At 58.1% G+C, this 13,748-nt stretch carries 13 protein-coding genes and 1 pseudogene; 7 read left to right on the plus strand and 7 right to left on the minus strand.

Annotated features, from left to right (window positions below; genetic code table 11):
• Positions 1-8: 8 nt before the first annotated feature.
• The 7 genes and pseudogenes from GKZ67_RS25250 to GKZ67_RS14890 form a co-directional block, all read right to left on the minus strand.
• Positions 9-251 (minus strand): hypothetical protein, encoded by a 243-nt coding sequence (locus GKZ67_RS25250; RefSeq protein ID WP_410505078.1) that lies wholly within the window; start codon positions 249-251, stop codon positions 9-11.
• Between the two features lie 156 nt (positions 252-407).
• A pseudogene (gene hemC / locus GKZ67_RS25255) lies at positions 408-958 on the minus strand (hydroxymethylbilane synthase); the annotation flags it as partial.
• A 40-nt stretch (positions 959-998) separates the two neighbouring features.
• Positions 999-1,892 carry a DUF2279 domain-containing protein gene (locus GKZ67_RS14875; RefSeq protein WP_254244851.1) on the minus strand — a complete coding sequence of 298 codons (894 nt, stop codon included), beginning with the start codon at positions 1,890-1,892 and terminating at the stop codon, positions 999-1,001.
• Positions 1,893-2,043: 151 nt separating this feature from the next.
• Positions 2,044-3,060, minus strand: coding sequence for a DNA polymerase III subunit delta (locus GKZ67_RS14880; protein WP_317172307.1), 1,017 nt, complete (start codon positions 3,058-3,060; stop codon positions 2,044-2,046).
• Positions 3,051-3,176, minus strand: a complete 126-nt coding sequence (locus GKZ67_RS24150) for a hypothetical protein (RefSeq protein ID WP_262889611.1) — start codon at positions 3,174-3,176, stop codon at positions 3,051-3,053. Before GKZ67_RS24150 ends, GKZ67_RS14880 begins: the two co-directional genes overlap by 10 nt.
• Positions 3,177-3,484: 308 nt before the next feature.
• A complete protein-coding gene (locus tag GKZ67_RS14885) occupies positions 3,485-4,720 on the minus strand; it encodes a GlmU family protein (protein WP_173243776.1) in 1,236 nt (411 codons plus the stop codon).
• Positions 4,721-4,887: 167 nt separating this feature from the next.
• Positions 4,888-5,157, minus strand: a complete 270-nt coding sequence (locus GKZ67_RS14890) for a type B 50S ribosomal protein L31 (protein ID WP_151085879.1) — start codon at positions 5,155-5,157, stop codon at positions 4,888-4,890.
• 223 nt (positions 5,158-5,380) lie between these two features.
• Between GKZ67_RS14890 and GKZ67_RS14895 the strand changes: the two genes are divergently transcribed.
• The 7 genes from GKZ67_RS14895 (at position 5,381) to secDF (ending at position 13,659) form a co-directional block, all read left to right on the plus strand.
• Entirely contained in the window at positions 5,381-5,755 is a 375-nt protein-coding gene (locus tag GKZ67_RS14895; protein WP_173243779.1) for a hypothetical protein, read from the plus strand.
• A 72-nt stretch (positions 5,756-5,827) separates the two neighbouring features.
• Positions 5,828-6,406, plus strand: a complete 579-nt coding sequence (gene rdgB / locus GKZ67_RS14900; RefSeq protein ID WP_173243782.1) for an RdgB/HAM1 family non-canonical purine NTP pyrophosphatase — start codon at positions 5,828-5,830, stop codon at positions 6,404-6,406.
• Positions 6,407-6,503: 97 nt separating this feature from the next.
• Positions 6,504-7,130, plus strand: a complete 627-nt coding sequence (locus tag GKZ67_RS14905) for a uridine kinase (protein ID WP_173243785.1) — start codon at positions 6,504-6,506, stop codon at positions 7,128-7,130.
• A 100-nt stretch (positions 7,131-7,230) separates the two neighbouring features.
• Positions 7,231-7,635, plus strand: a complete 405-nt coding sequence (locus GKZ67_RS14910; RefSeq protein ID WP_317172153.1) for a DUF4268 domain-containing protein — start codon at positions 7,231-7,233, stop codon at positions 7,633-7,635.
• 388 nt (positions 7,636-8,023) lie between these two features.
• The gene (locus GKZ67_RS14915; RefSeq protein WP_173243788.1) at positions 8,024-10,084 is read left to right on the plus strand and encodes a T9SS type A sorting domain-containing protein; all 2,061 of its coding nucleotides are present in this window, start codon (positions 8,024-8,026) and stop codon (positions 10,082-10,084) included.
• Positions 10,085-10,143: 59 nt separating this feature from the next.
• On the plus strand, positions 10,144-10,524 hold the full coding sequence (locus GKZ67_RS14920; protein WP_173243791.1) for a hypothetical protein: 381 nt from the start codon (positions 10,144-10,146) through the stop codon (positions 10,522-10,524).
• 114 nt (positions 10,525-10,638) lie between these two features.
• Entirely contained in the window at positions 10,639-13,659 is a 3,021-nt protein-coding gene (gene secDF, locus GKZ67_RS14925; protein WP_173243794.1) for a protein translocase subunit SecDF, read from the plus strand.
• Positions 13,660-13,748: the final 89 nt, after the last annotated feature.

A 13,748-nucleotide genomic window follows, 5' to 3' on the forward strand; every position in this document is an offset into this window, starting at 1 on the left:
AAATCTATTTAACAACCCCTACTGCTCGCCCCGGTGCTCGCGGATGCTGGCCAGGATGGCGGTGCCACCGTGAGCCAGCACGTAGTCGGCCACGGCCATGCCCAGGCCTTCGGCCTGCGCGGCGGGGCCGTTTGCACTACGTCGATATACTCCTCGCCACTGAGGCTGATGAGGCCGCCGTGCAGGCGCACGTCGCCGGCCGGCGTGAGCGTAGCCAGCGCAAACGATGGAATGCTGCAGCCGCCTTCCATGGTGCGCAAAAAGGCCCGCTCGGCCAGCAGGCAGCGGTGGGTAGCCGGGTGGTCGAGCGCCTGCCGGATACGGTTTTTAAGCGCTTCGTCCAGAAAGCGGGAGCTTTCGACTGCGATGCTGCCCTGGCCTACGGGCGGCACAAACGTATCGGTAGGCAGGTAGTGCCGGATGAGATGGTCGTAGCCCATGCGGTGCACGCCGGCATAGGCCAGCACCAAGGCATCGTACTGGCCTTCTTCGAGCTTGCGAATGCGCGTCTGGAGATTACCACGCGCCTCGGCGGTGTTGGCCAGGGGTAGAAGCGCCGCAGCAGCGCCTTGCGGCGGGTGCTGCTGGTGCCCAGCAAGATGCCGGACCGGCTGATATCAAAATCTTCCTGAAAGCTGATAATCACGTCGTTCACTTGCTCACGCTCCAGAAAAGCCAGCAGCTCCAGGTCGGGCGGCAGCGTACTCTGCACATCTTTGGCCGAATGGATGGCCAGGTGCGTATCGCCACGCCGCAGGCTTTCTTCGAGCTCTTCGGTAAAGACGCCTTTCGACCCGATTTTAGCCAGCGACCGGTCGAGCACCTGGTCGCCGGTGGTTTGCATGGGCACAATCTCGGTATTCAGACCAGCCTGCTTGAGCAAAGCCGCGACGTGCTCGGTTTGCCAGAGGGCCAGGCGGGAGGCGCGGGTAGCCAGACGAATAATAGGTTCAGACATAGCGTTTTTGCGGGCTGTTTAACAGCGCGAAAAATAAAAATCAATCTTTGGGTAATACTAGTGGGTGCAGGCGCAAACCGCTTAAGTGGTTGTATTCGAGCGAGGGAGCCGGAATCTTAAAGAACTGCCCGGCACTGACCAGCGCCTGCGCGCCGCTACCGCTGATACCCGGCAAATGGGCCAGACTTACATCGGGCGACACATAAAACTGCCGGTAGCGGGTAAATTTCACTTCCTTACCGTCGGCGTCGACATACGGCGGGTTGGCGTGGCCGCCGGTCATACCGCTGCCGCTATACCCGAGGTCAAGATTGAGCCAGCGCGGAAACGACGGGCCCACCGGCAGCACCGAAGCAATATTGAGCGACAGCCAGTACTGCTGGCCGTTGTAATCCTTCAGCATCTGCGTACCAATGCTTTTCCCGAGTAGATTGGGCCGGTACGGTGGGTAGATGCTTTGCCGCCAGCCGTAGCGCAGGCTCACCTTCTGCTCGCCAAAGCCATACTGCTGGCCCATAAATAAGCCAATCCCACTGAGGTTAGCCACCATATCGCCTTTTGAAAATCCCCAGCCCTCCGAGCGGCCGTCAAACAGCTCAATAGTAGTTTGATACAGCAGCGCCACTAGGCCACCGGTCAGGGCCGATGCCCGCTCATTGACGCCACTCCACCGAAACAGCTCATACTCGCCCCGGCTAATGGCATAGGCCGTGGTGGCGTGGCCAAACTTGTCCATTTGCAGCCACTCGCCGTTGTCGTTGAAGGAATGAAAGGGCACGCGCTTGGTGTACCAGGTTTTGCCTAATAGGTAAGAAGTCAGGGTGTATACTACGGCAGTGCCTATCATTACGCCAATAAAGCGGCCCTGGTTGATACCCGCCGGCACCGGCTCGGGGCCGGCGGGCCCACTACCTGCGCCTGGGCCGGGTAGCAAAAGCTGGCCGCGAGTAAAACCGGGAGCAAACGATGACGCATAAAGCAAAGGTAGGGGCGCGTAGCACGCCCCCGGCCGAATGCGATGGACAGGAGGCAAGCGAGCCGACTACCAGTTACTGGGTTGTGCGGGCGGGCGGGGCGGCACGCGCCTACCCTCGCCGCAATTGCTGACCCATCCGCAGCGAGGCATCGACAAACACCATGCGCGGGTTAGCATTGCGCTCGATGTGGTAGTGCGCAGTGTTTAGCTCCTCGCTAAGCTGGTCGGCGTTGCGAGCCGTCACAAACTTGCTGAAACCCTGCACGAACTGCTGCTCGCCGGTGGGCAGGTGCGGCACCATCTGGGGGTCGATGCCGTAGAGCAGCACCTTGCGCAACAGCCCCAGCGAGAAGCTGAGCTGCTCCTTCTGGTTTTCGCGGCCCATCTTCTGGAACTCATCGGCCAGGGCTATTACCTCCGTCATTTTCAGGCTGTAGCATTTACGCATCCAGTTGATGAAGAATTCGGCGTAGTTATGGTCGGCGCTGTGCTCGCGGCTGGCGATGGCCGCGCCCAGGTTGCCCTCGGCCAATTGCGCTACCTGCCGGGCTTTTACCTCGGGCACTTGGTAATGGGCAGTCAGGTAGCGCGTTATATCGTCTTCAGAAAACGGCCGCACCACCACCGGCTGCACCCGGCTGATGATGGTAGGCAGCAGCCGCTCGGGCTCATTGCTGACGAGCAAAAACACCGTAGCCGGCGGCGGCTCCTCCAGCAGCTTGAGCACGGCATTGGCGGCGGCCGGGTGCATGAGCTCGGGCAACCAGATGATGACGAGCTTAAACCGGGCCTCAAATGCCTTGAGGCTGACGAGCTTGAGCAGCTGTCCCGCTTCTTCCTTCGAGATGCTGCCCTGCTTGTTTTCGGCCCCGATGTGCTGCATCCAGTCGTTGAAGCCCTGGTAGGAGCTTTCGGCCAGAAAGGTGCGCCACTCGGCCATAAACCGGCCGCTGGTGGCGCCCTTGGGCACCGCCTTGGTCGTAGTGGTGGGCAGAATAAAGTTGAGGTCGGGATGCGCCAGCTTACTGATTTTCAGGCACGCCGGGCAGTGGCCGCAGCTATCTTCGGCAGCATCGGCACGGCCCTCGCAGTTGAGGTACTGCGCGTAGGCCAGCGCTAAGGCCAGCGCCGCCGAGCCCTCGGCCCGCGAAACAGCTGGGCGTGCGCCACGTGCCCGCGCTGTACCGACTGGCGCAGCACTTCCTTGAGGGCTAGCTGGTTGGGGATGTCGGCGAATTTCATCTGAACCGCGGATTTATCGGATTCTTCGGATTATGCGGATTTTGAGGCCGATTCATTTTTCACACCTTGTTTCGTTGCTCGCTTTTGATGAATCGAAGCGGTTTAGGAAGTCGAATTGGGCGGTATCCCCGGCGGGCAGCTCACTTCGGCCCCGACTTCCCAAATAGCTTCATCACTTCCTGAAAGCCGGTTCCTAACCTGCGGTGCCTCCATCGCGCAGCCGATACTAGTTTCCGTCAGCTTACTATACCGACTATCAAGAAGCATAAAGCCAAAAGCACTCTTCTAAAGCCGTCACCATAATCCGATTAATCCGAAGAATCCGATAAATCTGCGGTTCTGACCTTGTCCCAGATTCTATCCTCCATCGTCTGCTTGAAAACCTCCGCGATAATCCCTTGCTCCACCGCATCGTAGGCTAGCCCGCGCCGGCCCATCACGCGTTCGGCCACCTCGGCAAACTTATTGAGCTTAAACGTTTCAAAGCCCGCCGCGCCGCCCCAGCTGAAGCTCGGTATGAACTGGCGCGGGAAGCCTGCGCCGAAAATATTGGCGCCCACGCCTACCACCGTGCCGGTGTTAAACATAGTATTGATGCCGCACTTGCTGTGGTCGCCCATGAGTAGGCCGCAGAAGGTTTGGCCGGTGTCGACGAAGCGCTTGGCGGCGTGGCTCCACACCTTCACCGGGGCGTAGTTGTTTTTGAGGTTGCTGGTGTTGGTATCGGCCCCCAGGTTGCACCACTCGCCGATAACCGAGTTGCCGAGGTAGCCGTCGTGACCTTTATTGCTGTAGCCCAGCAAGATGCTATTGCCTACTTCGCCACCTACTTTCGAGAATGGCCCGATAGTATTGTCGCCGCGCAGCTTGGCGCCGGCGTTTACGTGGCTGCCCTCGCACAAGGCCAGCGGGCCTTTGAGAATGGCGCCTTCGTGCACCTGCGAGTTTTTACCTAAGTAGATGGGGCCGTCCTCGGCGTTCAGAATGGCCGCGCGGATTTTCACACCTTCCTCGATAAATATATTATTTTCATTATATACAATCGTATGGGCGTCGCCCAGCGGCTGCGAGGTGCGCCCGGCCGTGAGCAAGGCAAAATCGCGGCGAATCTCTGCCCCGTTTTGCAGAAACAGCTGCCAGGGGCGCTCGATAATGACTACCTCTTCGGCTACCGGACGCTGCTCGCGCAGGCCATCTTGTACCAGCTCGGCCACCTGGCTGGCATCGGCGAGGTGGGCGGCCACCAGCGTATCACCAAAGTAGAGGCCCTGGCCGGGCGCGAGTGCCAGCACCTGTCGGGCCAGCAGGTCGTCGGGACAGACGGCGCCATTCACGACCAGCGCGGGGCCGGCGACGTTGCCAGCCGGAAACCTGGCCTGCAAATACGGCTGGGTGAGGTAGCCCATCGTTGCCGTACCCAGCCGGTGCTGCCACTTTTCGGCGATGGTGAGAATGCCGCAACGCAGCGCCGCCACCGGCCGGGTAAAGGTGAGCGGCAGCAAATGCGGCCGGATGGCCGGGTCATCGAAAAAAAGAAGATGCATAGGATTAGCTAATAGCGGCCAGCGGCTACCGGCCGGCAGCTTTTCGGGAAAGACAAAATTACGCCCGGCAGCCCCGGCAGCAGGCAATAAAAAACTCCTTCCGGCGCTGCCGAAAGGAGTTTTTCAAAAATTGAAAGCCGGTAGCCAACCGCCAAAAGCCCCAAATACTACTGCTTGCCAGCTGTATTCTGCTCTTTCTTGGCGTAGCGGCTGCGGAATTTCTCCACGCGACCAGCCGTATCGATGAACATATTTTTACCCGTGTAAAAGGGGTGCGAAGCGCTGCTTACTTCGATTTTAATCACCGGGTAGGTGTTGCCGTCTTCCCACTGAATCGTCTCGGCCGACGTCATTGTGGAGCGGGTGATAAACTTGAAGTCCGAAGAGGTGTCTTGGAAAACTACCTGGCGGTACTCGGGGTGCGTGTCCTTTTTCATTATCGGGAGGGCCTATTTACCTATTAAACCCTGCCGGTTTTGCGGAAGGGACTGCAAAAGTACGCATTAGCTCCGACAAAATCAATTGCCGGGCGCCTGCTTCTTCGTAGCCAGGCTCGCCTCACTGGCCCAGCTACTTATTTAAAACGGGAGTATGCCGGACAAAAGCCGCTGCGCCCTATATTTGGTTGGCTTGCTGCCCTGTGTGCAGCAGTTGTCAGCTATGCTTCAGCGCTACTCTTCGCATTTTTTTTTCAGCCGCGGCTGGGGGTTGGGGTTGGGTAGCGCGGGGTTGGTACTGGCTATAACCGTACTGCTGGCTATCGCCGCGCACGATGGCAATGCCGTGCAGATAGGATGGGGCGCCGCTACTGAAACCGATTTTCAGCCTATGCCAGGCGGGACTCCTGCCAGCGAGCCCAGCTATAGCAGCGACTCTCCCCTGCTGCCTGGCAGCCCGGACGTGCGGCAGACGCCCGTGGAGTATCGCTTTGCCTTGGACAGCCCCGTGCCCAGTCAAGCCTATCCAACTACGGAAGCCAGCACGGTTGGCGTGGTTCAGCGTTCGTGGGGCACTATCAAGCTGATGTTTCGCTAGGCCCCAGGGTGCCGGCGGCGCCGTAGCTTTGACTGCGCGGCTCCCTTGTTCCAGCCCTTTCTTAGAACTGCTATGCGTCTTTGCTTTGCCTCCAACAATGCCCATAAGCTTGATGAAATTCGCCCGCTGCTGCCGGCCGGCATCGAGCTGCTAAGCCTGGCCGAAATTGGCTGCCACGAAGAGCTACCCGAAACCCAGCCCACCCTGGAGGGCAATGCCCGCCAGAAGGCGCAGTATGTCTTCGACCAGTATGGCGTGCCCTGCTTTGCCGACGATACCGGGCTGGAAGTAGAGGCCCTGCACGGCGAGCCCGGCGTGTACTCGGCGCGCTACGCCGGCCCCCAGCGCGAGGCCGCCGACAACGTAGCTAAGCTGCTGCACGAGCTTGGCACTCAGTCCAATCGCCGGGCGCGCTTTCGCACCGTAGTGGCGCTGGTGCGCGGCCTGCACGAGGTGCGCGAGTTCAGCGGTGAGGTAGCCGGCACCATTGCGGCGGCCCCCATCGGCCGCGGCGGCTTTGGCTACGACCCCGTATTTGTACCCGACGAGGGCGACGGCCGCACTTTCGCCGAAATGACGCTTGCCGAAAAAAATCAGCTTAGCCACCGGGCGCGGGCCGTGGCCGGGCTGGTCGCGTTTTTGAATGGATAACAGACAGTTGGACACTGCATAATACCGATGGCTGTTGAGCAGGATTACCCGGTGCCCGGCTGCCTATTACCCATTACCTGTACCTTTGCTCCCCGTTATGCAGCATCCCTACCTCGTTGGTATCACGGGCGGCAGCGCATCGGGCAAAACCACGTTTTTGCGCCGCCTGCTGGCCGCCTTTCCTGAACGCGACATCTGTTTGATTTCGCAGGATAATTACTACCATCCCCGCGAGCAGCAGTTTCGCGACGACCAGGGCGTAGAAAACTTCGACCTGCCATCGAGCATCGACTCGGTTGCTTACGCGGCCGATGTGCGCCGGCTGCGCGAAGGCCACGAAGTGCGCCGCCAGGAATACACGTTTAATAACCAGAATGTGGTGCCCGCCGAGCTGGTCTTCCGGCCTGCGCCCATCGTGGTGGTCGAGGGCATCTTCGTCTTTTATTTTGAGGAGATTGCCAATCTTCTTGATTTAAAAGTATATATAGATGCTCAGGAGCATGTAAAGCTGCACCGCCGCATCGTACGCGACCGCGACGAGCGGGGCTACGACTTGCAGGACGTGCTTTATCGCTACACGCACCACGTAGCGCCGACCTACGAAAAGTATATCCAGCCCTTCAAGGCCGACGCGGATATAATTATTCCCAACAACCGGCACTTTGAGAATGGGCTGGCCGTGCTCACGGGCTATCTGAAAGCGAAAGTAGCCGAGGCCATCTAAGCTGCTGGTTTAGTATAGCTTAACTCATCTTTTTTGCCGTGTATAGCAAAGCCGAAGCCTCTCAGCTACGCCAGGCTTTTTGGACCACCCTGGGCAGTATATGGCCCCGGTGCTCTCGGCCGACGGCCTGGCGGTAAACTGGATAAACTACAAAACGGGCCTGAAAGGCGTGCAGTTTAAGCTCGATGCCGATAACCGCCGCGCCCGCATCGGCATTGAGCTGACACAGCCCGATGCCGGCATACGCGAGCTGTTTTACGAGCAGTTTGGGGAGTTGAAAAGCCTGCTGCACGAAGCGCTGGGCGAAGAATGGACCTGGGAAGCGGCCGCCACCAATGAGCACGGCCAGCCCCTTAGCCGCATCTATAAGGAGTTGGCGCCCGTCAACCTGTTCAGCCGCGACGACTGGCCGGCGCTAATTTCCTTCTTCAAGCCCCGCCTCATTGCCTTGGATGAGTTCTGGAGCGGCGCGCAGTACGCCTTCGAGGAGCTGCGGGAAGGGTAGCAGCTACCTCTTTTTGCCTGCGCGAGTATTTTGACTGCATCAGTATAATGGCATAGCTTTGCGAAGTTTCTCTTTTCTTATGGCTGTGCATGAAGCATTTTTTACTTACTAGTCTTTTTCTATTTCTTGGGCCGTACTACGTGCCCAGCCTACTGTTAGCCTATTAGCTGGCGGTGCGCCATTTGCTGATGGCAGTACAGGTACAGGACATTTTCAGCGGGCCAGCGGATTGTATTTAGATGCGGGTGGAAACCTGCTTTTCACCGATACTTATCAGGTACGGAAGCTATCGCCAGCAGGCGTACTCTCGACCGTAGCCGGGCTACCCAGAAGTGGCGGCTTGCCTGGCAGTACCAGTACTGCCAGCCTCGGATTTCCCGATAAGCTCGTGGGCGATGGGGCTGGCAACTTATATGTAAGCACTCTTAAGTCTCTTTTAAAGATAACGCCAACAGGACAGATAACGCAGTTGGTAGGTGCACCGCTGCAAGCCGCTGCTTGCTTTGCGCGCGATGCGGCAGGCAATTTTTATGTAGCGGAAGATTTTCCGGTTCGGCTTATTCGCAAGATTTCAGCCAATGGCACGGTCACTACCCTGGCTGGCAACGGCTTGGCTGGTTTTCGCGATGGGCCGGCTGGCGTGGGCCGCATTAGCGCCCCCCACAGTATGGTGCTGGCTAGTGATGGCTATCTATACCTGGCCGATAGGAGTACTATCCGCCAGATTGACCCGCAGTCGGGCTACATTCGGACAATAGCAGGTGATACTGCTACCGACGGCTACCTCGACGGGCAGGGCCGACAAACACGCTTCAATGGTATGTGCTCGCTAAGCTTAGCGCCTGGCGGCAATTTGTATGTATCTGACTACCAGAATCACTGCCTACGCACTGTAACTCCCGCTGGTGCGGTCACGACACTGGCGGGCAGCCCCACCGCCGCTGGCTATGCTGATGGTGTTGGCGCTGCGGTCCGGTTTGGCTTGCTAGGAGCGGTCACAAGCACTCCTAACGGCGATGCCTTAGTAGTAGAGGCAGGACCCAACCGCATCCGACGCATTACGCCGGCTGGGGTAGTCAGCACTTACTTGGATTCTGCTTCCACTTTTGGCCAAGTCGACGGGCCGGCCGCCCAGGCCCGCTTCACCCGGCCGGTGCTTATGACGAATGGCACTGGGGGAAACATCCTACTTTATGAGTCTAATCAAAGTAGGAATTTTGTCACAAACGGCATAACCGGGGGTAAAATACGGCAAGTTTCGTCGACGGGCACCGTTACTACTCTATTCACTATCAGTAACCAACTTGGCTACCGCGATGGACCAGTAGCCAGCGCTAAATTCGGTCAGGATATCCAGGGAATGGTACAGGATGCTAACGGCAACGTTTACTTAACCGATTCATTCAACAAGGCCATTCGCAAAATATCTACAGCTGGTATTGTTTCTACGGTAGCGGGCGGTGACACTACCCAGCTACCCTATCAGATGACCTATCAAGATGGAGTAGGTAGGCAGGCCTACTTTGGCGAACCCGGTAGACTAGCGATTGATGCGACCGGAAACCTTTATATGTATGACTACTACTTTTATAATATCCGCAAAATAACTCCGGCTGGCGTTGTTTCAACTGTAGCCGGTTATGCGGGAGGCAGCTCCGGTCCCTCCCGCGGTATTATTGACGGCCAGGGAGCAGCTGCTGGCTTCGGACTTGTGGCCTCTATGGCAGCTACAGCCGATGGCACCCTTTATTTAGCTGATTATAATACAGTGCGCAAAGTCAGTCCGGCTGGCCTAGTGACGACTGTTGCCGGTGACCCGACTGACTTACATGGCGGAGAAGTGGATGGAAGCGGGTCGGCAGCGCGCTTTAACTTTGGTGGCGGTCTAGTTGCACTGGCAGTATCACCGAACGGCGTAGCTTTCGTATCAGAGTGGAATACCGGATTCAATACGCTTATTTCGCAACAGACACGCATCCGCCAAGTGACCCCTGACGGCCGTGTTAGCACGGTAGTAGGTAGCAACGAAACAGGGTTTGTCAATGGCCCGGCATTGACTGCCGTATTTGGCAACATTACGGGCTTGGCATTTACCCCAGCTGGCAACTTGGTTATAGCTGATGGCGAAAACTTCTGCCTGCGCCAATTGAGTGGCGTTTCTTTGTTAGCAACGCATTCGCCAGCTACAGCTTCAGCCGGCCAGTTACTTGTATACCCTAATCCGGCAGTTGGTGGCTACTGCACTGCTATATTACCTGCTACTATAGTGGGCCAGCCTGTCACACTGACCTTGGTTGACATGCTGGGACGACCTGTTTGGCAGCATATTTATACCAGTGCACCAGCAGCAGTTGACTTACAGCCGGTAACTAACCTGCCTGCAGGCCTATACTACCTGCGGTGCATTTCTGCCACTGCCATCAACAGTAGCGCAATACTGGTTCCGTAGCCGTAAACTATTGATTCAATGTGAGCGGGCCAAGCTATATTTGTAGCCCTGTTCCTACGATGCGCTATTCCATTTCTCAGTTTCAGCACTTTCTGCGCGTGGCCCTGCTGGCCCTGCCGGTGCTGCTGTTGCTGGGCCTGAACGGCCGGACAGTAAGCCTGCTACGTCCTGGCCGCCCCACGCCAGCCCAGCTGAGCGCCGCGCCCAGGGCTACTGTAGTCAAGCAAAAAGTACTGCTGGAAGCGGCCTCGCCGCTGGGTAGCTACGTGGCCCCGGCCTTTGCGCTGGCCTGGCTACCCGGTATACTGCCTGCCAGCTGGCTCCCGCGCCTGGTGCGCCGGGTAGTAGCGCGGCTTTATGCAGGCAACTCAGGCGCTAGCGTGGCGCTGGTGTGCCGCCTGCGCCTGCTGGCCACTACCCTGGCACCCCAGGCACCCTAGCCTTCAATGAGGAATTGGGAATGAGAAATAAAGAGCTAGCTTCTGGTAGCTCTGCCCGCCTCATTTCTGCTTACCCTTTCGATTCTTCATTTCTACATTCTACATTTTTATCTGATGCGTTACAAAGGACTCATTATTACGCTCACCCTCATCGTTTCGGTGCTGTGCGCGTACTTTCTCTTCTTCACCTACGTTTCGCGGGGCGTGCAGCAGAAGGCGGTTAACTACGCCACGCACAACGGCCAGCTCGACGAAACCAAGCGTCAGCACTACCTCGACTCGGTATGGCGCGCGCCGGTGTTTGGCTCTTATACCTACCGCGATGTGAAGCAGAGCGAGCTGGGCCTGGGCCTCGACCTGAAGGGCGGCATGCACGTAACCCTGGAGGTTTCGCCCGTGGAAATTGTGCGGGCGATGGCCGGCAACTCGAAAGACCCGGCTTTCAATAAAGCCCTGGAGCTGGCTCAAGAGCGCCAGAAAACCAACTCCGGCACGGCCTTCACCACGCTGTTTTACCAAGCCTACCAGGAAACGGCGCCCGGCGTACCGCTGAACCGCATTTTCGCCAACTCGGTCAATAAAGACCGCAAAATTGACCTCAACAGCTCGGATAGCAAGGTGCTGTCGGCCATTAATAAGGAAGAAGAAGACGCCATTGGCCGCTCGTTCGATATCCTGCGCAAGCGCGTGGATAAGTTTGGGGTAAACCAGCCCAACATCCAGCGTGTAAAGGGCACCGGCCGCATTCAGGTCGAGCTGCCCGGCGTAGATAACCCCGACCGCGTGCGTAAGCTGCTGCAAGGCCAGGCCAAGCTCGAATTCTACGAGGTATGGCCCCAGAATGAGGTGACACCCTACCTTGCACAGCTCGACCAGGTGTTGACGGCCAAGGAAAAAGCCGCTACCAGCGCCCCGGCCAAAGCCGTGAGCAAAGCTGACTCGACCATTGCCGCTGCTGGCGGCGCCAAAGGAGCTCAAAAAGATACTACTTCGCTGGCGGCCCAGCTGGCCAAGAAAGCACCGGCCGGCAAGGCCAAAACCGACTCTACGGCCGCCGCCCAGAAAGGCGGTGTGCTGGCCCGCCTGCTCACCATGCCCGGCACGCTTGGCGTAAACCTGCGCGATACGGCCCAGATGAACCGCGTACTGCGCTCGGAAGAAGCCCGTAGCATTCTGCCGCCTAACATGGCGCTGCTTTACCTCAATAAGCCGATTGATGCCAATGGCCAGCAGTTTCTGCGCCTGGTGGCCGTGAAGAAAGACCGGACCGGAGTTATTGCCGCGCCCATTGGCGGCGAGGTAGTGAGCGATGCGCGCCAGGACTATGACCAGACCGGCCGCCCCGAGGTAAGCATGAGCATGAACCCCACTGGCGCGCGCAAGTGGCAGAAAATGACCGGTGCCAACATCGGCAAGCAGGTAGCCGTGGTGCTCGACGACGTGGTGTATTCGGACCCCGTTGTGCAGAGTGAAATCTCGGGCGGTAATACCAGCATCTCGGGCAACTTCAGCATCGACGAAGCCCAGGACCTGGCCCAGGTACTGAAAGCCGGTAAGCTGCCCGCTCCGACCCGCATCGTGGAAGAAGCCGTAGTAGGCCCCTCGCTCGGCAAGGAGGCCATCAACCAGGGTTTGTACTCGTCGCTGGCTGGTCTGCTGATTATTATGGTCTTTATGGCCATGTACTACGGCCGCGCCGGCCTCGTGGCCGATGCCGCCCTGCTCTTCAACATGTTCCTGATTTTAGGCGTGCTGGCGCAGTTCAGCACGGCGCTCACGCTGCCCGGCATTGCCGGCCTGATTCTGGTAATTGCCTCGTCGGTAGATGCCAACGTACTGATTTTCGAGCGTATTCGCGAAGAGCTGGACCACGGCCACTCGCTGCATGATGCCGTGAACGCCGGCTACAGCCGCGCTTTCTCGGCCATCTTCGACTCGAACGTGACCACCATGCTTATCGCCATCATCCTGGGCTTCTTTGGCACGGGGCCGGTGCAGAGCTTTGCTGTCACGCTGGGCATTGGTGTGCTCACCTCGTTCCTGTCGGCCGTGTACGTATCGCGCCTCATTATCGAGTTCCTGATAAAGGGCAAAACGACGAGCGCCATTACGTTCTCGACCTTCCTCTCGCGCAACCTGTTCAAGAACCTGAACTTCGACATCGTGGGCAAGCGCAAGATTGCCTATGCTTTCTCGAGCATCGTTATCATCACGGGCTTCGTGCTGATGTATCTGCAAGGTGGCCCCAACCTGGGCGTTGACTTTGAAGGTGGCCGCGCTTACGTCGTCGATTTCAACAAGCCGATGGTGGCTTCGGATGTCCGTACCGCGCTGGAGCCGGCTTTCAAGAACACCGGCCTCGAAGTAAAGCAGTACGGCAACCCCGACCGCCTGCGCATCACGACCAGCTACCTGGCCGAAGATGAAAGCCAGACGGCCGACAAAGCTGTGGCCGACGCCCTGAATCAGGGCCTAAGCAAATACGCGGCCGACGCGCCGGCTATCAAATCGACTTCCAAAGTAGGCGCCACCATTGCCGACGACATCAAGCGCACCTCGTTCCTGAGCCTGGCGCTGACCCTGCTCGGCATCTTCGTGTATGTGCTTTTCCGCTTCGAGAAGTGGCAGTATTCGATGGCCGCCGTTATCGCGCTTTTCCACGATGCGCTGCTGGTTATTGCCTCCTACCCCATCGCCCGCGCCTTCGGGGCCAACTACGAGATGGACCAGATTTTCGTGGCGGCAGTACTCTCCATTATCGGCTTCTCGATGAACGACACGGTGGTTATCTACGACCGGGTGCGGGAATACCTGCGCGAAAACCCCAAGCTGACCTTCGCCCAGGTAGTGAACCCGGCCCTGAACTCGACGTTCTCGCGCACCATGATTACGTTTACCACCGTGTTTCTGGTCGTGCTGGTGCTCTACATCTTCGGGGGCGAAACGCTGCGCTCGTTCTCGTTTGCCATGATTATCGGTATCATCTTCGGCACCTACTCGTCGCTGTTCATCGCCACACCTATTATTCTCGATACGTATGGCCGCCAGGAAGAGCGCGAGCGCAAAGCCGCTGGCGAAGACGTTACCAGCCTGCCCGGCGATGCGCCCAAGCTGAGCACCGCTACTACCATCTAATTGAAATAGTATTTTTTGAATATTCAAAAAGGCCCGGCTGCACAGCTTGTCCTTACCCAAATCTCGTAGAGAAAGCGCCGGCCGGTAGG

The organism is Hymenobacter sp. BRD67 (assembly GCF_013256425.1).
Classification (GTDB): Bacteria; Bacteroidota; Bacteroidia; order Cytophagales; family Hymenobacteraceae; genus Hymenobacter.